This window comes from Pseudohalocynthiibacter aestuariivivens, from assembly GCF_018457175.1.
GTDB lineage: Bacteria > Pseudomonadota > Alphaproteobacteria > Rhodobacterales > Rhodobacteraceae > Pseudohalocynthiibacter > Pseudohalocynthiibacter aestuariivivens.
Window position 1 is genome coordinate 135,912 of record NZ_JAGFNU010000006.1, and the last position, 22,237, is coordinate 158,148.

At 52.1% G+C, this 22,237-nt stretch carries 23 protein-coding genes; 9 read left to right on the forward strand and 14 right to left on the reverse strand.

The features are described 5' to 3' along the window. Window positions 1-2 precede the first annotated feature (2 nt). The gene (locus J4E70_RS10945) at window positions 3-452 is read right to left on the reverse strand and encodes a MarR family winged helix-turn-helix transcriptional regulator (protein ID WP_213889342.1); all 450 of its coding nucleotides are present in this window, start codon (window positions 450-452) and stop codon (window positions 3-5) included. Window positions 453-550: 98 nt separating this feature from the next. On the opposite strand from J4E70_RS10945, the gene J4E70_RS10950 reads away from it, so the two are divergent. Next, a complete protein-coding gene (locus J4E70_RS10950) occupies window positions 551-1,243 on the forward strand; it encodes a glutathione S-transferase family protein (protein ID WP_213889344.1) in 693 nt (230 codons plus the stop codon). Window positions 1,244-1,407: 164 nt separating this feature from the next. Here J4E70_RS10950 and J4E70_RS10955 read toward each other — a convergent pair whose 3' ends face one another. Together J4E70_RS10955 and J4E70_RS10960 are read right to left on the reverse strand one after the other, a co-directional pair. Beyond that, window positions 1,408-2,385: a response regulator gene (locus tag J4E70_RS10955; protein ID WP_213889345.1), complete on the reverse strand. Its 978-nt coding sequence runs from the start codon at window positions 2,383-2,385 to the stop codon at window positions 1,408-1,410. A 320-nt stretch (window positions 2,386-2,705) separates the two neighbouring features. After that, entirely contained in the window at window positions 2,706-3,164 is a 459-nt protein-coding gene (locus tag J4E70_RS10960) for an Lrp/AsnC family transcriptional regulator (protein WP_213889450.1), read from the reverse strand. Between the two features lie 119 nt (window positions 3,165-3,283). Here J4E70_RS10960 and J4E70_RS10965 point away from each other — a divergent pair, with 119 nt between their 5' ends. Continuing rightward, window positions 3,284-4,501 (forward strand): methionine gamma-lyase, encoded by a 1,218-nt coding sequence (locus J4E70_RS10965; protein ID WP_213889346.1) that lies wholly within the window; start codon window positions 3,284-3,286, stop codon window positions 4,499-4,501. Window positions 4,502-4,586: 85 nt separating this feature from the next. Here J4E70_RS10965 and J4E70_RS10970 read toward each other — a convergent pair whose 3' ends face one another. From J4E70_RS10970 to J4E70_RS10985, 4 genes are read right to left on the reverse strand one after another with little or no spacing between them, the layout of a single operon-like run. After that, the gene (locus J4E70_RS10970) at window positions 4,587-5,192 is read right to left on the reverse strand and encodes a pyridoxamine 5'-phosphate oxidase family protein (protein ID WP_213889347.1); all 606 of its coding nucleotides are present in this window, start codon (window positions 5,190-5,192) and stop codon (window positions 4,587-4,589) included. Between the two features lie 3 nt (window positions 5,193-5,195). Next, a complete protein-coding gene (locus J4E70_RS10975; RefSeq protein WP_213889348.1) occupies window positions 5,196-5,930 on the reverse strand; it encodes a lysophospholipid acyltransferase family protein in 735 nt (244 codons plus the stop codon). Then, window positions 5,930-6,835 (reverse strand): cell division protein FtsX, encoded by a 906-nt coding sequence (locus tag J4E70_RS10980; RefSeq protein WP_247077468.1) that lies wholly within the window; start codon window positions 6,833-6,835, stop codon window positions 5,930-5,932. Before J4E70_RS10980 ends, J4E70_RS10975 begins: the two co-directional genes overlap by 1 nt. Further along, complete coding sequence (locus tag J4E70_RS10985) at window positions 6,832-7,509, reverse strand: cell division ATP-binding protein FtsE (RefSeq protein WP_213889349.1); 678 nt, start codon at window positions 7,507-7,509, stop codon at window positions 6,832-6,834. The genes J4E70_RS10980 and J4E70_RS10985 overlap by 4 nt, the downstream gene beginning before the upstream one ends. A gap of 169 nt (window positions 7,510-7,678) precedes the next feature. Here J4E70_RS10985 and J4E70_RS10990 point away from each other — a divergent pair, with 169 nt between their 5' ends. Next, window positions 7,679-8,545, forward strand: coding sequence for a zinc-ribbon domain-containing protein (locus J4E70_RS10990; RefSeq protein WP_213889350.1), 867 nt, complete (start codon window positions 7,679-7,681; stop codon window positions 8,543-8,545). 80 nt (window positions 8,546-8,625) lie between these two features. Here the strand turns inward: J4E70_RS10990 and J4E70_RS10995 are convergent, their stop codons facing one another. From J4E70_RS10995 to argH, 4 genes are all read right to left on the reverse strand, one after another. Continuing rightward, on the reverse strand, window positions 8,626-11,193 hold the full coding sequence (locus J4E70_RS10995) for a TIGR02302 family protein (RefSeq protein WP_213889351.1): 2,568 nt from the start codon (window positions 11,191-11,193) through the stop codon (window positions 8,626-8,628). A 34-nt stretch (window positions 11,194-11,227) separates the two neighbouring features. Further along, window positions 11,228-12,493 carry a diaminopimelate decarboxylase gene (gene lysA / locus J4E70_RS11000; RefSeq protein WP_213889352.1) on the reverse strand — a complete coding sequence of 422 codons (1,266 nt, stop codon included), beginning with the start codon at window positions 12,491-12,493 and terminating at the stop codon, window positions 11,228-11,230. A 121-nt stretch (window positions 12,494-12,614) separates the two neighbouring features. Continuing rightward, window positions 12,615-12,713, reverse strand: coding sequence for a lipoprotein (locus tag J4E70_RS19610; protein WP_343229458.1), 99 nt, complete (start codon window positions 12,711-12,713; stop codon window positions 12,615-12,617). After that, entirely contained in the window at window positions 12,710-14,101 is a 1,392-nt protein-coding gene (gene argH / locus J4E70_RS11005; protein ID WP_213889353.1) for an argininosuccinate lyase, read from the reverse strand. Before argH ends, J4E70_RS19610 begins: the two co-directional genes overlap by 4 nt. Window positions 14,102-14,122: 21 nt before the next feature. On the opposite strand from argH, the gene J4E70_RS11010 reads away from it, so the two are divergent. Together J4E70_RS11010 and J4E70_RS11015 are read left to right on the forward strand one after the other, a co-directional pair. Next, a complete protein-coding gene (locus tag J4E70_RS11010; RefSeq protein ID WP_213889355.1) occupies window positions 14,123-14,683 on the forward strand; it encodes a TlpA disulfide reductase family protein in 561 nt (186 codons plus the stop codon). Between the two features lie 171 nt (window positions 14,684-14,854). Next, complete coding sequence (locus J4E70_RS11015; protein WP_213889357.1) at window positions 14,855-15,898, forward strand: fatty acid desaturase; 1,044 nt, start codon at window positions 14,855-14,857, stop codon at window positions 15,896-15,898. On the opposite strand, the gene J4E70_RS11020 is transcribed toward J4E70_RS11015, so the two are convergent. Then, window positions 15,883-16,497 carry a DNA-3-methyladenine glycosylase I gene (locus tag J4E70_RS11020; protein ID WP_213889359.1) on the reverse strand — a complete coding sequence of 205 codons (615 nt, stop codon included), beginning with the start codon at window positions 16,495-16,497 and terminating at the stop codon, window positions 15,883-15,885. The two genes, J4E70_RS11015 and J4E70_RS11020, sit on opposite strands and share 16 nt — an antisense overlap. Before the next feature lie 130 nt (window positions 16,498-16,627). On the opposite strand from J4E70_RS11020, the gene J4E70_RS11025 reads away from it, so the two are divergent. From J4E70_RS11025 to yddG, 4 genes are all read left to right on the forward strand, one after another. Continuing rightward, window positions 16,628-17,461 carry an EAL domain-containing protein gene (locus J4E70_RS11025; RefSeq protein ID WP_213889364.1) on the forward strand — a complete coding sequence of 278 codons (834 nt, stop codon included), beginning with the start codon at window positions 16,628-16,630 and terminating at the stop codon, window positions 17,459-17,461. Between the two features lie 163 nt (window positions 17,462-17,624). Next, window positions 17,625-18,800: an acetyl-CoA C-acetyltransferase gene (locus tag J4E70_RS11030; protein ID WP_213889365.1), complete on the forward strand. Its 1,176-nt coding sequence runs from the start codon at window positions 17,625-17,627 to the stop codon at window positions 18,798-18,800. A gap of 78 nt (window positions 18,801-18,878) precedes the next feature. Then, complete coding sequence (phbB, locus tag J4E70_RS11035) at window positions 18,879-19,601, forward strand: acetoacetyl-CoA reductase (RefSeq protein ID WP_213889367.1); 723 nt, start codon at window positions 18,879-18,881, stop codon at window positions 19,599-19,601. Window positions 19,602-20,301: 700 nt separating this feature from the next. Further along, window positions 20,302-21,177, forward strand: a complete 876-nt coding sequence (gene yddG / locus J4E70_RS11040; RefSeq protein ID WP_213889369.1) for an aromatic amino acid exporter YddG — start codon at window positions 20,302-20,304, stop codon at window positions 21,175-21,177. On the opposite strand, the gene J4E70_RS11045 is transcribed toward yddG, so the two are convergent. Together J4E70_RS11045 and J4E70_RS11050 are read right to left on the reverse strand one after the other, a co-directional pair. Continuing rightward, a complete protein-coding gene (locus J4E70_RS11045) occupies window positions 21,174-21,341 on the reverse strand; it encodes a YdcH family protein (RefSeq protein ID WP_213889370.1) in 168 nt (55 codons plus the stop codon). The two genes, yddG and J4E70_RS11045, sit on opposite strands and share 4 nt — an antisense overlap. 125 nt (window positions 21,342-21,466) lie before the next feature. After that, complete coding sequence (locus J4E70_RS11050; protein WP_213889452.1) at window positions 21,467-22,234, reverse strand: tRNA1(Val) (adenine(37)-N6)-methyltransferase; 768 nt, start codon at window positions 22,232-22,234, stop codon at window positions 21,467-21,469. Between the last annotated feature and the right edge of the window lie 3 nt (window positions 22,235-22,237).

The window sequence follows — 22,237 nt, forward strand, 5'->3', positions numbered from 1 at the left end:
TTTCATTTCCTGTCGGGTGGGCTGATCTGATCAAGGCGTGAAGCAACACTTTCTATTTCCGACGCGCTAAACCTGTCTTCCAGCAGTTTTTTCAAACACTCTTCATAAACGGGCCACATCTTTCGGCGGGTTTCCCTTCCGTCTTTCGTAATTCTTACAGCGTGCCCCCTGCCGTCTGAGTCACAGGCAATCCTGGAAATTAACCCCGCGTTTTCAATTTTGTTCAATAAACGCGAGGTCCCGTATTGCGGCAACAATAACTGATCCTTCAGCGCGTATGGCCGTATGCCTTCTTTTCCTGCCTTTTCGATTTCGAGCAGGGCGTCATACCAGTTTAGTGGTGGCAAACTCTGCGTTGCCAACTCGGCCTCGATAAACGCGAGCGCACGTTCGCTTGCGCGCATAAGGCTTTTCCACAGATCGATAGTTTCATCTTTGATTTGTTTAGCCATATCGGGTTCATGACATATAGATGCAAATGCATCAAGGTTGACTCTAAAATATATCCACCCATATAGATGCGATTGCATCTATATTAAAGGATCACCAAATGACACTTCACCTGATCAGCCACCACCTGTGCCCTTATGTACAACGCGCAGCCATTTCACTTGCAGAAAAAGGCGTTTTGTTTGACCGTACGTATATCGACCTCTCGAACAAACCTGACTGGTTCCTAAAAATTTCGCCGCTTGGAAAAACACCTGTATTGGTGGCAGAGAATACTCCAATCTTCGAATCCGCAGTTATTCTGGAATATCTTGAAGATACGCAACCAAACCCACTTCATCCCAATAATCCTCTGACACGTGCGCGTGACCGGGCTTGGGTTGAGTTTGGATCTGCTATTCTGAACGATATTGCGGGGTTCTATAACGCGGATAACTCTGAGAACCTCAGCAAGAAATCGATTGCGCTCTCTGAAAAATTCACCCGCTTAGAGACGGAGATTGGCGAGGGGCCCTACTTTAACGGTGCTGATTTTAGTCTCGTTGACGCAGTTTTCGGCCCAGTCTTTCGGTACTTCGATGTCTTTGACCAAATCCTTGACCACTCAGTTTTTGAGGGCAAACCCAAAGTGGCCCACTGGCGTGCAATGCTGACAAAAAGACCTTCAATTGTCGAAGCTGTATCGTCGGATTACAATAATCAACTGCTTGAATTCCTAAAAAATCGCGATTCACACCTTGCTGCGCTTATCGCCTCTGCAAACCTCGCGCCAGCGCTAAGCAACGCGCTGTGAGCCGCTGACAGACCGTCTGATCCAGGGTCGGATTGCGACGTGTTATTCTGAAATTCAAGCGAGCTCATAAAAAAAACCGCAGCCATTCCTGAACGGGGCCGCGGTTTTCGTTTGTTAGGTTGGGATGGTTGGCTGCTGACACCAACCATCCCTTTGGCAGTTTATTATGGGACACGCCGAATGTTCGGTCGGCTGAGTAGCCCTTGTTTTGCATTGTAGGTGTCTTCCGACCGCGCAATTGCCACGCGGAAAATCCGGTGCGTTCCCTTGGAGGCGCTCACACGAGGCTTCAGCGATTTCCCAACCGAAACATTGATGTCCATAGGTGAACCATTGTCGTAAGCTAACTCACGCTCATCAATCGCGTATTGAAGCGTCAATACCGCATCCGGATCGGAGTCAAAGTAGTTGCTATGAGAAACGCATAGAAAATGTCCGCTTCCCGCGTAAGTCATCAGGAAAAACCCTTTTTCCCGAAGGATTTCAGCGATCACGTCAGCGACCTCTGACAAGGCAAAAGAATACTCCAGCGGGCTTGTCTTTGAGTGGATCTCTTCCGCCTGATCAATCTTGATCGCGAAGATATTTGAACTGTCCAACCCAGCTCTTGAAAGCTGACCCAGATAGTTTGAAAGCGCTTCATATTCGACCGCACCTTCAACATCTTCGATGCGCTGCGGATCAAGGAATGCTGTTGCGACAACGGGTTCGCTTTTGCTCACAGGGGAGGTTTTGGCCGCCTGACGCTCTTTGACGCCATTCTGAGAAGCGATCAGTTTTTCCGCGATATGCACCCGGGCACCAATCTCTGTCACGTCGAACGGTTTTGTAACATAGTCAGTTGCACCTGCCTCGAACGCCCGGTCGATATGCGAGATGTCAGACATCACGGTCAACATAATGATTGGTGTTTCTTTATAACCCGGCAAAGCGCGAATTCTGCGGCATAGCTCGATACCGTCCATACCCGGCATTGCGATATCAAGGAAAAGACAGTCGAACTTGGGTTCTTCCCGCTCTAAAAGCGAAAGAGCGCGGATAGGGGACGCGCGAACTGACACGTCGTGATACCCAGAGTTTGCCAAAACAACTGGAAGTAGTTCGAGGATGAATACATCATCATCAACGGCAAGTATTTTCATCAAATTTCTCCGCAGCTGTCTTACTGACTTGAGAGATCAGACTAGTTGATGGGGATTGTATTTTTTATGGAAATTTTAAGGCCATATTATGTTGTATTGTTTCTAAACACCCGCTCTAGGGGAGTGCGAAAGTGGAAAAACATCCGACCCTATCTTTAGAAACTCTAGAGCAAACGACGTTCAGATGCAGCGGTTTTTCGTGCAAACACTAGGAAACCCATACTTTTCCTTGCTCAATAGAAAAATTTTAATGTTCAAAAAAACTTAGTCTGACCCATACCTCACCATGCAGCCTTTGTTTAGCTACTGATCTGTTGTTCTCAAATGACAGAAGCAAAGGCGCGGTTCTGTTTTACGGTCCCGTACGCAAAGCTCGTATCGATCGACGCAATCGAAGGGATTCGGTGAATTTTCTCACGAATAAAGTCTTCGTAAGACGCTAGGCTTTCAACGATCACGCGCAGCAGATAGTCGCTGTCTCCAGTCATCAGATAGCAATCAAGGACTTCGTCGATCCGGTTTATGTGCTGCTCAAACACCTGAACGGCCTCTTTATTGTGGTGCTCCAGCCGAATACGAATGAAGACAGTAATAGGCAAACCATAGGCCGCCTGATCAACCAACGCCGTATATCCCTGGATAACTCCGGATTTCTCAAGGTTTCGCAAGCGGCGCAAACACGGTGATGGCGATAGATTCACCCGTTCAGCAAGTTCATTATTTGTAAGCCGCCCATCAAGTTGAAGCTCGCGAATAATTTGTTGGTCTTTAGCATCCATATCTTCGACCTTCTTAGCAATAACTGCCATTTATATTTCATTACTTGGCAATATTAGCAACTAAATGCGCTCTTACTTAGCATATCATAGAGGTAACTCAAAGTACCGGAGACGCAGAAATGACCCAAGCTTCAAAATCGTCCAGCACTGGCTTTGCTACCCGTGCAATCCATCACGGGTATGATCCTCAGGATGAACACGGTGCATTGACCCCGCCTCTGCACCTGACATCTACTTTTTCGTTTGCCACGGCTGAACAAGGGGGCGAAATGTTCGCCGGAGAGCGGCCCGGCCATATCTACTCTCGCATCTCAAACCCAACACTTGACTTGTTAGAGCAACGCATCGCGAATCTTGAAGGCGGTGAAGCGGCGCTCGCGAACTCATCCGGTATGGGATCAATCACTTCAGTTCTCTGGACTTTTCTAGAGCCGGGCGACGAGGTGATTGTTGATAAAACGCTTTATGGCTGCACTTTCTCATTTATGAACCACGGCCTTCGGAAATTCGGCATTACGATCACGCATGTCGATATGACAATTCCTGAAAACCTGTCCCGCGCAATGAATGCGAAAACCAAGATTGTCTACTTTGAAACACCCGCTAACCCGAATATGCGGCTCGTTGATATTGCCGCGATCTCGGAAATTGCTAAAGCGGGTGGCGCAAAGGTAGTCGTCGACAACACCTATGCCACGCCTTTGTTGACCCGTCCGATTGAACTGGGCACTGATCTGGTTGTGCATTCGGCAACAAAGTATCTGGGCGGACATGGTGACCTGATCGCTGGCATGGTTGTCGGCAATGCAGAAGACGTAACGCGTGTTCGCATGGAAGGCATGAAGGATATGACGGGCTCTATCATGTCACCTTTCAACGCTATGCTCATTACCCGGGGCCTGAAAACGCTGGAACTGCGGATGGCGCGCCATTGCGAAAGCGCAATGATCGTTGCGCGGGAGCTGGAAGCGCATAGTGCAGTTGAAAAGGTCTATTTCCCTGGACTTGAAAGCTTTGAACAACACGGCCTGGCGAAAAAGCAAATGGCAGATTTTGGTGGAATGATCGCCTTTGAAGTTCATGGTGGAATGCGTACCGGCATTGAAACAATGAACCGGCTTCAGATGATCCAGCGCGCTGTTAGTCTTGGCGACGCGGAAACATTAATTCAGCATCCTGCCAGCATGACCCATTCAACCTATACACCGGAGGAACGCGCCGAGCATGATATTGGAGAGGGGCTGATCCGCTTGTCTGTCGGTCTTGAAAATGTCGATGACATTCTGGAGGATCTGATGGGCGCATTGCCAAGCGTCGCGCGGAAAGTGGCCGCTTAGAAGGTTAAACTGATATCAGAGATGACTGGCCGCAAATACACTGTTGCCAGTTCGGAATACTATACAAAGTGTGTTACCGTAACCGTTACCACATAGTTTTGACGGCGCGCCCTGCCCAATCGGCATCATAGCGCGCGCCGTCAAATTCATCCGAGGTCATTTCGCGAAGCATATCACCCACTGTTGGCAAACCTTCGGACTGGTCGCCATCACGCCAGATCCCCGCACGTATTACCGCCCGGGCGCATTGCGAGTAAATCTCTGCAATATCAATCAAAATGACCGATCGTGGCTGCTTACCAACCTTTTCAAACCGACCGAGCATGTCGGGATCGGCTGTAAGTTGCGCTGTGCCATTCACACGCACGACATTTTCAGACCCCGCAACCATAAACATCAGTGAAACACGTCCGTCCCTTACAATATTGCGCAGGGAATCCATCCGGTTGTTTCCGCGCCAGTCCGGCATGGCAAGCGTATGAACATCAAGTTCCTGAACCACTGGACCAGCATCACCGCGTGGTGAACCGTCGGTACCGTCTGGCCCGACGGTTGAAAATACACAGAACCGGCTGGCCATGATCCATTTTCGATATGTCGGGGTCATTTGACGCGCGACTTTAAGAATGGACGCTTCGCCGGGGGTTCCATAGATCGCTTCAAGTGCGGCGATACTGTCTATCATTTCCATCGGCTAGTCCTTTTTCACGAAACCGGCTTCGGCCTCCAATGCCTCGGTTGCCGTTTCAATCGCTACTTCCAGTTCGGCAAGAAACTCTCTTTCAGGTTTGCCCGGCGGAATGCGCGGTAAGAATTCAAGCACTGCGACGCCCGGGTAACGCATAATACCGTGTCGCTTCCAGAACATCCCTACATTTGTAGCCGCTGGCACGACCTCTTGACCCGTTTGATCATAAAGAACCGCCGTTCCAACCTTGTACGGCTTCTTGACCCCAGCCGCGACACGGGTTCCTTGTGGGAAAATCACCAACTGGCTTGGTTCTTTTGTGCCCTTGTTCACGTCAGCAACCATCTGCTTGATGGCCTTTCCGCGTTTGCCCCTGTCAACCGGAATCGTATCGGTCCAATATGCGTATTGGCCAATCACCGGTACCCAGCGCAGTTCTTTTTTCATGATAAAACGCAACCGCGGCACCACACTGGAGATCAGCAGAATGTCGAAAAAGGACTGGTGCTTGGATGCGACAATGACGCCGTCTGTTGGCACCTCACCGCGGATTTCAGATTTGAGACCGACAATCCAGGACGCGCTCCAGCGCACGTAGTTGCAATAGATATGAATTGCACGAAACGCCCATTTCCGGTTCACCGCAGCAAGTGGCATGAAACCAAAGCCAACAATCCCAAGCGCGATGTACATCTGAATAATGAAAATAAGTGAACGAACCCATTGAATAGCGTGACGCATCAGGTCATTCCCCCCAACGTTCTAAGTGCAGCCGTTCTTGTCGCCCAGAACGAGACAATTGCAGCAAGTGGCGGGATCAAGAGCGGCAATAGCCAATGCACGCCCTGAAAGCCAAGCCCGGTTAAAAAACCGCCAGCAGCTTGTGCATCAGGTAAGATCGCCACGGCAATCATCGCCAAAACAGTGCCAACACCCGCGCCAACAAGCGCCCTGAGGGTAAAGCGGCGAACAAAAGCACGCGCAATATAGACATCTCTTGCCCCGACCAGACGAAGCACACGAATAACCTGAAGATTCGCCGCAAGCGCTGCATTCGCGGCAAGTGTAATCATAGCAGCTGTGGTTGCAGCAATTAGAATGATCGAAATCACACCAAGAAGCCGCAACCTGTCTGCCGCTTTGACAAGAGGCGTGCGCCAACGCGTGTGGTCGTCCAATACTGCACCCGGCGCTTCGCCTGCCAATCGTTGACGTAGCCCCTCTGCATCAAAACCATCACTGTCTTCAATTACCTCAATCAACTGCGGAATCGGCAGGCTATCGACAGGCAAGTCGGGCCCAAACCAGGGTTCCAGCAGCGCGCGTTGCTCCGCTTCATCCAAAGCCCGGGCGCTGGCAACACCGGGTGTCGTGCGCAGAACTTCAAGCGCGGCTTGCGTCTGCGCTGCCATCTGCCCAGAAGGTGCGGAAATTCGCAAGGTTGAACTGCGAGCCAGTTCTGATGACCACCGATCCGCCAATCGTCCTGTTGCAAGCGAAAGCGCAAGCGAAAACACGGCGAGGAAGGCCATCGCACCTGAAACAAACAAGGTCAGCCAGGCAGTGTACCCGGTCGGCGGCACCACGCGATCAGCGTGTACATCACCAACAAACAACGCTCTTAGGGCAACAATTGCTTGGTTCACAGATCTGCCCCCGCCAACTGAACGCTCTGGTTCTGGATGCGCAGTACGCGGGCGCCAACCTGCGCCTTGGCAGCGCGGATAAGCGCGAGGTCATGCGTTGCAACCATGATCGTTTTGCCCATGCGATTCAGTTCCACGAGAAGCGAAAGCAAGCGTTGCGACATTTCCCAGTCAACATTACCGGTTGGTTCGTCCGCCAGAATAACATCTGGCGACATGATCACGGCGCGTGCCAGTGCGGCGCGCTGGCGTTCTCCACCCGATAGCTGCGGTGGCAGTGCATCTGTGTGTTGGCTAAGCCCAACCCAGTTCAACAATTCTGTCAGGTTCGCTGCTTCCGCCGACGCGTCACGCCCTGCAACCGTCAGGGGCAGTGCGACGTTGGCAGCAAGCGGTAAGTGGTCAAGAAACTTACAATCCTGATGGACGACACCGATACGGCGCCGGTTCCGCGCAATATCATCACGGGTCATTTGGCTTGCGTCTGCCCCGAAAACCCGGACCTGACCGGATGTCGCCGCAAGCTCCATATAGCAAAGTTTCAGGAACGTAGACTTGCCGACACCGGATGGCCCCGTAAGAAAATGAAACGATCCGGGTGCCAATTTGAGCGAGATATCGTTAAAAAGTTCGCCCCCGCCATAGCTGTAGGCGACATTGTGTAGCTCAATCACTCTGTGCTCCTCGGCCCAATCCGTTATATCTTTGACACAGTTTTTGCCAAGTTTACGAAATGATGCAATATCATGGTGGCTCAAACGCTTTGATCTTTGCCGTCGCCCTGTTAATACGTTTATCATTAGACAAATTGAAGCGATAAAACCGTAGTAGGGACCGAGAAATATGCGGCTAATTTGTCCGAATTGCGATGCGCAATACGAGGTGGACGATAGCGTTATCCCCGAAGAAGGGCGTGACGTACAATGTTCCAACTGCGGCCAAACGTGGTTTCAGAACAACTCAAATGTCGATCTAGACGCAGACGATGAACTGACAGATCAGGATCACGTGGAAACGTCGGAGACGGAAGAGGCACACTCTGACGTTGAGAGTGAGGATGTTCACGCAGCGGAAGATGACAAACTGGAAGAGTCGCAGGAAACCGAAGAAACCCCGGATAAAACCAGTGACGACGACGAGACAGCGGAAGGCGAAGAAACACCCGAGGAGATTCACCGGCGGACTTTAGACGAAGCGGTTTTGGATGTTCTGCGCGAAGAAGCCGACCTGGAAACACGCAATCGGCGGGCCGAAGGTAGCGCAACGATAGAAACTCAGCCCGATCTGGGGCTGCAAGAAAGCAATGACACGACTGAGTTGCAAGCCGCAGCGATAAAAGAACGCACTGCGCGCCTGCGGGGTGAAGAACCCGAACCAGAGGAACCGGGCAACCGTAGCGATTTACTTCCAGATATCGAAGAAATAAATTCGACTCTGCGATCGGCATCTGAACGTGATGAAGACGGTGAAACTGAAGAAGAAATAGAAGTTCACCAGCGCAGCAAAGGTTTCAGGCTTGGTTTCGGACTCATCCTGGCTTTGTTTGCTCTTGGAATTGGTCTTTATGCCGTCGCGCCGCAAATTGCAGAAGCTGTTCCTCAGGCAAAACCTGCTTTGATCGCCTATGTTGACTGGGTGAACGGTCTGCGTCTTTGGATGGACAATGCGCTTGGCCGCGCTGTAACGCTCATTTCCGGCGCGACAGAATAAAAACATCGTTTTGTTGGTAAGTTTGATACCGGTTCAAGAAATGTGTCCCGCCTGAATCTCCGGGCGCATTCAATAGAAACTCAAAATCTGTCCAGCAAACGTTTGAGATATTCTATCTCTGGTTTCGGGCGCGTCTGATCTGCCGCCCGGTCGCGCAACTCGTTCAACAATTCTCTTGCGCGCCTATAAACATCCGCGCCTTGCAACATACCTTCGTTCGTTCCGGGATTGCCGCGCGCGCCAGCATTACGCCCCAGTGGATCGCGCGCTTGACCTTCACCAGAGACTTGCCCCTGCTGACCCTGATTTTCACTGTTCTGCTGTGCCAAAGCCTCGCCTAGCTGTCGCATGCCTTCACGCAGGGCTTCCATCGCTTCGGCCTGATTGTCGAGTGCTTCGGCAAGATCATTGTTACGCAGTGCTTCTTCTGCTCCATCCATCGCGCGTCCTGCTTGATCAAGTGCACCTCTTGCGGCGTCTCCTTCAGGCGTACCAGCACCGGGCAGCCCGTTTTGTTGCTGGCGCAGCGACTCGCGCAATTCGCGCTGGCGTTCCGCAAGGCTTCGTTCTTGCCCACCGCTTTGGCCATCTCCCTGCAACTCGCCGTCACCAGAGCCCTGCCCCCCTTGACCCTCATGGCTTTGGCCACGGCCTTCTCCGCCATTGCGACCTTCGTTCTCGTCGCTTTGCCCTGCCTGTGCGCCGGGATTAAACTGTTCCTGAAGATCACGGAAAGCATCATCCGAAAGGCCCTGCTGACCGCGCAGAGTTTCTTCCAGCCCTTGCATGGCCTGCTCGCCTTCACCGCCAGGTTCGCCGTTTGGCGCACCTTCGGTCACTTGCATGTTCTCCATCATTTCGGCCAGTTGATCGAGCAGTTCCTGCGCCTCCTCCATGCGGCCCTGTTCCATCAATTCCTGAATGCGGTCCATCATATCCTGAAGGTCCTGCTCGGTCAGTTGCTGCATGTTCCGGCTGTCGGCCTGTTGCTGATCACCACCTTCACGTGGGTTTTGCGCCAACTGGCGCAGGTAATCCTGTGTCGCCTCGCGCAGTTCCTGCATGAGTCCGGCAATCTCCGCGTCGCTTGCACCTTCACGCATTGCCTGGCTTAGCCGGTCCTGCGCGCGATGCATTCTTTCCAATGCGTCTGAAAGATTTCCATCTTCCAGAAGAACAGCAATATCCCAAAGCGCAGTCGCGATTTCCTCTTTCGATTCATCTGACAAGCCTGCATCAACCCCAGCCTCAAGACGTCTGATCGCAACCCGAAGCATCAGATAGGCTGACGTGGAGCGGACGAAATCTTCTGGTCGGTGGGTCACCGCGCGCAAAACCTGCGCAACACGCGGGGCGTTTTCAGTTGCCCAAAGAAGATCGCGCCGTCCTTCAATCACCGAACGCGCGAGCGGGTCAAAAAACCGCCGCCCCGGAAGGGCAATTTCCAGTGGCTCGGACTTTCCGTTTTGTCCCAGTGCATCTTCTGCGCGCAGCACAATCCTGACCGGTAGACCTGACCACGGATGCAAAGACAGGTTTTCGACCAGTGTTTCACTAAATTCACCACGATCACCTGATATGGTCATCGGCAGATCAAGAACGATCGCCTCGCGCGGGTCCGGATCAATAGCCAAACCATAGCGACGATCAACAGCCCCGAGATCGAGCGTTATTTCTGCCTGACCCCCAACAACACCATAGTCGTCAGTTACAGCAAAGGGCTGCCGCATTTCGCCACTGGCGGCGACATCCATGTCACCATCAAACTCAATGGAAGGTGGCTTATCCGCGATCACGCTTACTTGCCAACTGCGCCCGCCCGACCCTTCAACTGATAACGTACCACCAGTTTCAACTGTGAAAACCTCTGCCAGTTCAGTGTTGTCGGATTGTACTTCGTTACGACCGGAAACCGTTTCCGACACGGCGAGCGACCCCACTTCGCCATAAAGGTGCACAGTTATCAAGCTGCCCTTTGGCAGCAAAAGCGGCCCCTCTGCGATGTCATTCAAATAGAGGCTTGGTTTGCCGGTATATGTCGGTGGCTCGACCCAGCCTTCCCAACTTGGGCCAGTTGCCAATGCCTGACCCCCGACCGCGAGTTCTGTAACGCTCGCAATACGCCAGATAGACCCGAAGCTGACGGCAACGATAAAAGCGAGAACCGCCATGTATCGCAGGCCGAACGGGTCATTGCGGGAAACGCGCAGGTCTGGCTGAACGGCGTGCGCCGCCCGTGTTGCCTCGCGCATTCGCGACAGATGGGCCTTCCATACTGCACGCGACGCTTCATCGTTTGCGCCGATTGCCTGATGGTCTGCCAAAGCCGCCAAAGGTTGCCCGGGTAATGTCGCATCTAACCTTGCTGATGCTTCGATTGCCGAAGGCCAGTAAAACTGGCGTATGCCGCTCCAAACAAACCAAATCATAGCAAGACCGGAAACCACAGCTATGCCCCAGAAAACTTCGCTCGACAATCTGTCGTGCAGGCCAAGCATCAAGGCGGCCAAGACAGCCAGACACACCGTCCAGACAGGCCAGAAAGCGCGCGTAACACGCTCCGCGACCATACCCAAACGCGTGAGCCGCAATGGCCAGCGCAATTTGTTCAGTGTTGCCTTCGTCGGCGAGATTTTAAACTGGCTCATCATCCCTTTCAGCGGCAGATGCGCGATATGCGCGTCAAAGCCATGCGGGGATGTTATCGCGATTTATCATTTCTTCAAAGCTCGGACGTGCGCGTATAACCGCGAATTGATCACCTTTCACCAGAACCTCAGGAATCAAGGGACGGCTGTTGTACTCAGAAGACATGACAGCGCCATATGCGCCAGCAGACCGGAATGCGACAAGGTCACCCTCTGTTATCGGAGGAAGGTGACGCCCTTTTGCAAAGGTATCCCCAGATTCACAAACCGGGCCAACAATGTCATAACGTGTTGTTTCCAAACCCGGAACCGGTTCAGCCACCGGGATGATATCGTGGTATGCATCATACATGGACGGGCGGATCAAATCATTCATTGCGGCGTCAAGTATTAGAAACTTCCGGTCTTCACCCTCTTTCAGATAAATCACTTTGCTGACCAAAATACCCGCATTACCGGAAATCAACCTGCCGGGTTCAATTTCGATCTCACATCCCAAATCACCCAGTGTCCGTTTGATCAAGGCACCATACTCAACCGGCAACGGGGGGGCCGAATTGGAACGCTCGTAGGGAATCCCAAGCCCGCCACCCAGATCAAGACGCCGGATATCATGGCCTTCGGCGCGCAAGGTTTTGGTCAGTTCCGCAACCTTTTGATATGCTGTCTCAAAAGGCTCAAGCTCGGTCAACTGACTGCCGATATGAACGTCGATGCCAATGGCATCGAGTCCCTGCATTCCGGCGGCCATTGCATAGACCTGCACAGCGCGCGAAATTGGAATGCCGAACTTGTTCTCCGATTTACCAGTCGCAATTTTTGCATGTGTTTTTGCATCGACGTCCGGATTCACCCGAACCGCAATAGGCGCAATGACACCCAAAGAGAGGGCAACCTCGTTCAGCGCGAACATTTCTGGTTCGCTCTCGACATTAAATTGTCGAATGCCGCCTTCCAGCGCCATTTTCATTTCTTCACGCGTTTTTCCAACACCGGAAAACACGATCCGCGAGCCAGGGATTCCCGCAGCGCGTGCGCGCAGATATTCACCCCCCGACACTACATCCATCCCGGCGCCGAGATCTCCAAGCACCTTTATCACCGCCTGATTGGAGTTCGATTTCATCGCGAAGCAAACAAGATGATCCGTCCCCTCAAGCGCGTCATCAAACAGCTTGTAGTGACGAGCCAGTGTCGCCGTCGAATAGCAATAAAAAGGGGTTCCAACCTGCGTAGCTATGTCAGCTACACGAACATCTTCTGCGTAAAGTACGCCGTCACGGTAAAGAAAGTGATCCATCAGACGATCGGCCTTGTGCGTAAAAACAGGTAAAACGGCAAGCGGCAGATGACAAAGAAACACATCGGAACAATTGCGCCATTGACAGTGCGGGTCAGATTGATCGGCCGTTGTCTACACATCAGTAGGCAACCGCATTTTGTGTTGGTGGCACAGGTGGGCCATCAACGCCGCAGGCAGCAAGGGCCAATAGCGCAGCAACAAGAATACCCCGGATCATCCCAAAATCTCCTTCCAGCGTTTGACCTGCACACGAACCTGATCAGGTGCCGTACCCCCATAGCTAACTCGGCTCGCCACGGAATTCTGCACACCAAGCACTTCGAACACGTCCTTTGTAATCGCGTCATGAACGGATCGCATATCGTCAAGTGTCAGGTTCGGCAGGTCACATCCTCTGCTTTCTGCCAAAGCGACGAGCGTTCCAGTTACATGATGCGCATCTCGGAACGGCATGTTCAGTGCGCGCACCAACCAATCAGCAAGATCCGTCGCAGTCGAGAACCCGCTGGCAGCGGCAATTTCCAGCGCCTCGCGGTTGGCGGTCATATCGCTGACCATTCCCGTCATTGCCGCAAGGGCCAGCATCAGATTGTCAGCCGCATCGAATACTTGTTCTTTGTCTTCTTGCATGTCCTTTGAATAGGTCAGCGGCAGCCCCTTCATAACAGTGAACAGACCAACCATAGCCCCCATGATCCGGCCAATCTTGGCGCGGATCAGCTCTGCCGCGTCGGGGTTCTTTTTCTGCGGCATGATTGATGAGCCGGTCGAGAACCGGTCGCTCAGCGCAACAAATCTGAACTGGGAAGACGACCAGATAACAAGTTCCTCTGCAAAGCGGCTCAGGTGCATAGCGCAGATTGTTGATGATGAAAGGAATTCGAGCGCAAAATCCCGATCAGCCACTGCATCAAGCGAGTTCGCAGCCGGGCGGTCAAAGCCCAGCGCCTCTGCCGTCATGTGCCGGTCAATCGGAAAGGATGTGCCGGCCAGCGCGGCCGCACCCAATGGGCTTTCATTCATACGAACCCGCGCATCCCGGAACCGCGACATATCGCGGCCAAACATTTCGACGTAAGCCATCATATGGTGGCCCCAGGTCACCGGCTGCGCAACTTGCAGATGGGTAAAGCCGGGCATCACCCAATCCGCCCCTGCTTCAGCCTGATCAAGCAGCGCCTTGCAAAGCGCGGTTAAGCCCTCGATCACTGCATCAACCTGATCACGCACCCAAAGCCTGAAATCGACGGCGACCTGATCATTCCGGCTGCGCCCGGTGTGCAATCGCCCAGCCGGCTCTCCGATCAGGTCTTTCAGACGGGATTCCACATTCATGTGGATATCTTCAAGCGCCGTCGAAAACGTAAAATCGCCACGCTCAATTTCTGACAAGACTGTGAGCAGGCCTTCCCGTATCGCCTGTTCATCACTATCTGTAATGATACCCTGTGCAGCCAACATGGCAGCGTGGGCGCAAGAGCCTGCGATATCCTGGGCAGCCATTCGTTTGTCAAACCCGATAGAGGCGTTTATCGCTTCCATGATCGCGTCGGGTCCGGCAGCAAAACGGCCGCCCCACATCGCGTTAGAACTTGTGTTGGTCATGTCAGAACCCCTGGAGGGAAAATGCGGTATTTACGTTCAATGGTCCTATACGCCGGGCTTGCGCTTACTGCAACGACTGCAGCGGCCACTGACATAGCAGAACTGGAAGCGTTGCGCGAAGGGTTGATGCAGAAACTGAACTTTCACGAAGTGCCGCGTGACGGATCAAATGTAGCATTTTTCGACCCGGACGGAGGCAAACATACGCTTGCCGACTATCAGGGCAAATACGTCGTGCTTAACTTCTGGGCGACATGGTGCACCCCCTGCCGCAAAGAAATGCCATCGCTAGACCGGCTTCAGGCCGAAATGGGCAGTGACAAGTTTGAGGTTGTGCCGGTCGCAACCTCCCGCAACCCAATGCCGGCAATTAAGCGTTTCTTTGAGCAAGAAAACATCGCAGAACTGCCAATCTTGCTAGACCCAAGCCGTGAACTGGCCGCTGATCTGGCAGTGCTCAGCCTGCCTGTGACAATGATTCTAAACCCCGAAGGTCAGGAGATTGCCCGTTTGATTGGTGACGCTGAATGGGACAGTGACAGTGCCAAAGCGATATTCGCTGCTCTTCTTGTGGAAGAATAATGGCCGTTTAATGCACGCATACATTCGCCATGCTGACACTTTGAAAGCAACCATTCGCCAGGCTTCTGCGCCTAGAAACACGCCAATTTAGCGAAATCGGTCTAATTTACTTGCTAATTCGCCCCGGTAGTTTATCCGACATTACAAAAGGCCAGTGAGATCCAAAGCAGTATGAACAACGTTTCAATTGACGACCAAACCCCCAGCACCGTGGAAAATGCACGCGACTGGATTCAAATTCTCGCGAAATACCGCAACCCAAGTAAAGTGCGCAGCATCTTTGAGCTTGCCGTCAGCGTTGTACCATTTGTGCTACTCTGGGCAGTTGCTTGGTGGGCTCTCTCGGTCAGTTACTGGCTCGCCCTTGGAATCGCGGCATTGAATGGCGCGTTTTTGGTGCGGCTTTTTGCGATCCAGCATGACTGCGGGCATAGCGCATTCTTCAAAAACCGGTATGCAAATGACTGGGTTGGCCGCGTTCTTGGGGTGCTTACCTTAACCCCTTATGATGTGTGGCGACGCACCCATTCGGTTCATCATTCAAGTTCTGGCAATCTTGATAAGCGTGGCATCGGCGATGTGCATACGATGACAGTGCGTGAATTCCAGAGCATGTCAAAACTGGGTCAGTTGCACTACCGCATTTATCGTCATCCGATCGTGCTGTTCGGACTTGGGCCGATTTATCTGTTTTTCCTTCAGAATCGCTTGCCTTTTGGCCTGATGAAAGCGGGACAAAAATACTGGACGAGCGCCATGTGCACCAACGCTGCAATTGCAGTTATGTTGGGGCTGGCAATTTATTTTGGCGGTTTCATGCCTTTGCTTCTGGTCTACTTACCAACAGTTGTCATCGCCGCAACGATGGGGGTCTGGCTGTTTTATGTGCAGCACCAGTTTGAAGAGACCCAATGGGATGACGACGAAGACTGGCAGCTACACGATGCCGCGCTTCATGGAAGTTCACACTATGATCTTCCCGTTGTACTGCGCTGGCTGACCGCGAATATTGGTGTCCACCATGTGCATCACCTGTACAGCCGCATCCCCTTTTATCGGCTGACCGAGGTTCTGCGTGACTATCCCATTCTGGCAGAAACACAGCGCATGACATTGGTTCAAAGCCTTGCTTGCGTAAAACTTCAGTTGTGGGATGAAAACAACCGCAAGCTCTTGTCTTACGCCGATGCTCGGGCCCTCTACGGCACAAAGTAACGCGCACTGGTACGCCATTCGACAGTCTGGCGGTGGAAATCTGCGATCTTTTCGTGGCAAGGGCATCCAATAAGGTGATCATTCACCATGCCGACAGCCTCCATGAAGGCATAGACAATTGTGGGTCCACAAAACCGAAAACCCGCTGCCTTCAGATCTTTGGAAACTTGCCTGGAAAGCGCTGTTTCGGTTGGCACTTCCGCTTGGGTTTTAAATTGGTTTTGCAATGGTGCACCGCCGACATAGCGCCAAAGAAACTGATCAAACCCTTCCCGCGCCTCAATAACCTGCCAGGCACGCGCATTGCCGATAGTCGCTTCTATTTTTCCACGGTGACGCACAATCCCAGAATCCGCTAACAAGCGGAGCACATCATCCTCTCCCCATTTTGCGATCACATTGGGGTCGAAACCTTTAAAAGCTGCCCTAAAATTTTCACGCTTTTTCAGAATGGTGATCCAGCTCAATCCTGCCTGGAAACCATCAAGAATCAGTTTTTCCCAAAGGGCGCGGCTGTCATACTCTGGCACACCCCATTCTGTGTCGTGGTAGGTCCTATAAATTTCAGAGTCACCGACCCAGCTACAAGCTTCATTCATTTTTTGCAGTCACCACAGCAGTTTAACAAATTGAATCATGGTTAGCTCAATTTCGAATAAAATACGATTGTTCATCTGTTGTTAGGGTTGGAGAAAGCAAAGTATTTTCGCCCAATGATGGAGAAAACCAATGCTATCTGACCTCTCGACGCTCGGCGTCGAAATTGCCGACAGCATTTCCAGCCCACTGTCTGTCGCCATTGAAAGCCGCGATCGTGACACCCTTAAAATGGTGCGCGATGCTTTGAACAGAAAACAGGTGATGCTGGCCTTTCAGCCTATCGTTCAGGCCCGAAATCCCAATCAGATCGCCTTCTATGAAGGGCTTATCAGAATAATGGATGGGAATGGGCGCATCATACCAGCGCGCGATTTTATCGACGTTATTGAAAACAATGAAATGGGTCGGATTATAGACTGCCTGGCGCTTGAGCTGGGTTTAAATACCCTTGCAAATGACGCTGGCTTGCGATTGTCGATCAACATGTCAGCGCGCTCCATAGGGTATCAACGGTGGATGCAGACCCTGAACCATGGTCTCGCGCTCGAACCAACAATTGGCGAACGGCTGATTCTCGAGATCACCGAATCTTCCGCGATGTTGATGCCCGAACTTGTAACAAGCTTTATGGCGGACCTTCAAAAAAAGGGGATCGCATTTGCGCTTGATGATTTTGGCGCAGGGTATACTGCATTTCGCTACCTCAAAGATTTCTATTTCGATGTCATCAAAATCGACGGTCAGTTCGTCCGTGGCATCAGCAAGGAAGCCGATAATCAGGTTCTAACACGCGCCTTGATGTCAATTGCCCAACACTTTGATATGTTTACAGTCGCAGAAGCCGTAGAAAACGTAGAGGATGCGATCTTTTTAACCGAAATGGGTATTGATTGCCTGCAGGGCTATTACTTTGGCGCACCCTTTGTAAAGCGGCCTTCCGGCCCTGAATTGAAGCGCGCTTGAGCGCGAGAATGATATTCGCGAAAGTGTGAGACACCCTGTCCGTTGCTCTTTCAGGGCAGACCCCCTAAGACTCTGCGGGAATAAGCTAGCTGGGCTTCGAATGCACGACCAAGCGTTGTGTGCCGTCCTTGCCCAATTCCAAAACCGAAAGAGGAAATCTTACATGACCAACGTTGTTATTGCCTCCGCCGCCCGTACTGCTGTTGGCAGCTTTGGCGGTTCTTTTGCCAATACTCCAGCACATGATCTTGGTGCAGCCGTTCTTGAAGCTGTGGTTGAGCGGGCAGGCATCGAAAAAGCCGAAGTATCAGAAACCATTTTGGGGCAAGTTCTGACAGCAGGTCAGGGTCAGAACCCTGCGCGCCAGGCACATATCAATGCAGGTCTTCCAATCGAATCTGCAGCGTGGAGCATTAATCAGGTCTGTGGGTCTGGTCTTCGTGCGGTTGCACTTGGTGCCCAGCATATCCAACTGGGCGACGCGGAAATCGTTGCTGCAGGTGGTCAGGAAAGCATGACTTTGTCACCGCATGTTGCGCATCTTCGTGCGGGCCACAAAATGGGCGACGTGAAATACATCGACTCGATGATCCGTGACGGTCTTTGGGACGCGTTCAATGGCTACCACATGGGCCAAACAGCCGAGAACGTTGCCAACCAATGGCAGATCAGCCGCGACACGCAGGACGAATTTGCAGTGGCCAGCCAAAACAAAGCCGAAACCGCACAAAAGGCCGGCAAATTTGCCGATGAAATCACCGCATTCACCGTCAAAACACGCAAAGGTGACATCGTTGTCGATGCTGACGAATACATTCGCCATGGCGCGACAATGGAAGCAATGCAAAAATTGCGCCCTGCCTTTACCAAGGATGGCTCCGTCACTGCAGCCAACGCATCAGGTTTGAATGATGGTGCCGCCGCGACGTTGCTGATGAGCGCAGCGAATGCTGAAAAACGCGGTATTCAGCCCCTCGCCCGTATTGCGTCCTATGCAACAGTCGGCCTCGACCCGTCTGTTATGGGCGCTGGCCCGATCTATGCATCGCGCAAGGCATTGGAAAAAGCTGGCTGGTCTGTTGGTGATCTCGACCTCGTCGAAGCCAATGAAGCCTTCGCAGCGCAAGCCTGTGCTGTGAACAATGACATGGGCTGGGATCCTTCGATTGTTAACGTGAACGGTGGTGCAATCGCCATTGGTCACCCCATTGGTGCCTCTGGTTGCCGGATTCTAAACACCTTGCTTTTTGAAATGCAGCGCCGTGATGCGAAGCGTGGCCTTGCGACACTTTGTATTGGTGGCGGTATGGGTGTTGCTCTCTGCGTTGAACGCGACTAAACAACGTGATGGGTGCGCAATAAAATTGCGCACCCTGTCACAAATTTGTAACTTGATTACACACTAGTCGGAGGAATTATGGCCAGAGTTGCACTTGTCACCGGAGGGTCGCGCGGTATTGGAGCGGCGATTTCTGTTGCTTTAAAGAACGCAGGATACACCGTCGCCGCAAACTACGCAGGCAACGATGAAGCCGCATCCAAATTTACTGAAGAAACCGGAATTCCAACTTATAAATGGTCGGTCGCAGACTACGATTCATGCGTGGAAGGTATTGCGAAGGTTGAAGCCGATCTTGGTCCAGTTGATATTCTGGTCAATAACGCCGGCATTACCCGCGACGCACCATTTCACAAAATGACACCTGAGCAATGGCATCAGGTCATCGACACCAACCTGTCAGGTGTTTTCAATATGACTCACCCGATCTGGCCGGGCATGCGCGAACGTAAGTTTGGACGTATCATCACAATTAGTTCGATCAACGGTCAGAAAGGCCAGTTCGCACAGGTGAACTACGCTGCCTCCAAGGCTGGCGATCTTGGTATCACCAAATCACTGGCCCAAGAAGGCGCGCGTTTTGGCATCACGGCGAACGCGGTTTGCCCAGGCTACATCGCAACCGAAATGGTTATGGCAGTTCCTGAAAAGGTTCGCGAGTCTATCATTTCTCAAATTCCTGCAGGTCGCCTTGGCGAGCCTGCAGAAATCGCACGATGCGTGACATTCCTCGCATCTGACGAGTCGGAATTCATCAATGGTTCCACAATTTCTGCGAACGGGGCTCAGTTCTTCGTTTAAGAAAGCCTAATTCAATATCAAAAGGCCACCCTTTGGGGTGGCCTTTTTTGTAACACCGCAGCCAAACTTGGTTAGACTGCCGCTCCGGAACGGCGCTTGCTGGTTCGGCGAAACAATCCTGACAATATGGCCTTTAGCGCATCTGCGCGTGCTTGATGCGCTGCTTCAAATGCATTTCGTGTCTTTCTTGATGTTGTGCCTTCAATCATTTTATTACCTATCTACATTTGAAAAACTGAACTGGAATTCAGATCGACGTTCTGAAGGCTATTTACAAACAAGGCTTTTAGTCGCTTCGGTTTAGTTTTACTTAACTGTATGCAGGATCGTTTACTGCCCTTCGTGCCTTTGAGGCTGCTGCACGGCATATGAGCTTTGCCAAAGCCGCAGACATAGGAACATCGCCAAAGGTTGGTCCTCGACTCTCCCACGCAGATCACGCACATGATGCTGCGATCTCCGGCAGCGGTGTTGTATTGGGGCACTATTCGCTTGCGGAAAAAGCCCTGCGAGATGGGCAGCTCGCCGCCCCATTTAAGATTGCAATTGACTTACCCTACAAATACAGATTCGTGTGCCTAAGTGGCACAGAGACACGCCTAAATATTGCTGCGTTCAAACAATAGCTTCATTCGGAAATTAGTGTAATGAAAACTTTCCGCGACAGACACGATTTCATCAACGCTGATGAGCTATCTGGATGACCCGCAGTAAAGCAACAGGCATCGGTTTTGTCGCAGTCCTACTGTGGGCTTTGCTTGCACTTTTCACCGTTGGATCTGCACCGGTTCCACCGTTGCAGCTTAGCGCCATATGCTTTGCGATCGGTGCCGGGATCGGTTTGATTTGGGCGGCACGGACCGGCGGTCTGAAACAACTCAGACATGTTTCGTGGAAGGTTTATGCCTTCGGCACGTTTGGGCTGTTTGGTTATCACTTTTTTTATTTCACGGCTTTACGCATCGCACCGGCTGCTGAAGCTGGTTTGATTGCCTATTTGTGGCCCCTGCTCATCGTTCTGATGTCTGGTTTATTGCCGGGCGAACATCTGCGTAAAGGGCATGTGATAGGCGGGCTAATCGGCTTTGCAGGTGCAGCGCTCATCGTTGCAAAAGGTGGCGTAGGCTTTCAGACCAGCGCGTTACCAGGCTATGCGCTGGCATTTCTCTGTGCATTGACATGGGCAAGCTATTCCGTTTTGTCGCGACGCTTAGGCGACACACCTACCGCAAGCGTTGCCGTTTTTTGCGCGCTAACAGCTGTGCTTGCCTTTGGCGCGCATCTTTTCATGGAAGAAACGCAATGGCCCACGTCAGCAATCGGCTGGTTATCTTGTATCGCACTGGGGCTGGGGCCTGTCGGCCTTGCGTTTTATGTTTGGGATATTGGCGTAAAACAAGGTGACATCCAGCTTCTGGGTGTTGCCTCTTACGCAGCACCACTTTTGTCTACAATTGCGTTGATTCTTGCCGGGGTCGCAACGGCCAACTGGCCTCTTTTGCTGGCTGCAGCCCTGATTGCTGGTGGCGCAGCTCTGGCGGCACGCGCCAGCGCTGCAGCCTCCGATTCCAACTAGGCGTCGGTTAAACGTGTAATTTCTTCTTTTAATTTGAGTTTTCGTTTTTTCATTTTAGCGATCTGAAATTCATCAGCGCCCGGGCTGCGTTGCGCGGCCTCTACTTCCTCAGATAATGTTTGATGCTTCTTGCGGAGTTCCTGTACATGTGAACTCATTGTCATTCTTGTCCTCCGTCATATAAGATTTACCATCACATACAGTCGAACACAGATTTTGAGTCGTGTCACGCTTCACCGCAGCATGCGGCGGATTTTTTCCCGGTAAAATGCGAAATACCTTAGTAACCCTAGCGCCCACCAAACTTGAGAGCCACACCGTCGCGCAACACTGACCGAATCTGATCCGTGTAGCTTTCCCGATCACCAGCATGCGCTACCCCCTGATGCATAACACGCGGAGAATAAAGCCGAAAAGCGGCGCGACCACCCTTGCGCGCACGCAACAAGAATAAATGCGAGTCGCGCCCTAAACGCGCTGCAAGCGGCAGTATTTCGATACTTCCAAGCCTTGCGCTCACTGCCTCAAGTAACTCAGGAAGGCGGCGAATATCTTGTATAAAAGTTGCGTAGCCTTTGGGTTTAAGTCTTTTGGCAGCCGCCTGAACCCAATCTTTCATTAACGTTGCACCCGCCAAGGCGATATCACGCCCCGCATCTGGTGCGGCTGTACCATGTGCGCGATCAAAATAAGGGGGGTTGGCGATGATATGATCAAAGCTTTGGTTAAGCAGTTCTTTGGGCAGCACCCGCAAATCGCCATTATAAACAGCCATTTCCAGATTGTTGCGCGCGGCATTTTGTACGGCCAGTTCACTATATTCGGGCTGTAATTCAATCCCACTCAGGGATAACCCTTTGACCCTGTGTCCTAAACAAAGACTTGCAACACCTGCGCCACACCCAAGTTCAAGAACCGACTGCCCGGGAATTGCTGGAACCGAAGCGGCAAGCAAAACCGGATCAACACCCGCGCGATACCCCTTTGCTGGTTGCAGTATGTCCAACGCCCCTCCTAAGAAATGGTCGGACGTTAGCGTATTGGGATCAAATCTCATCTT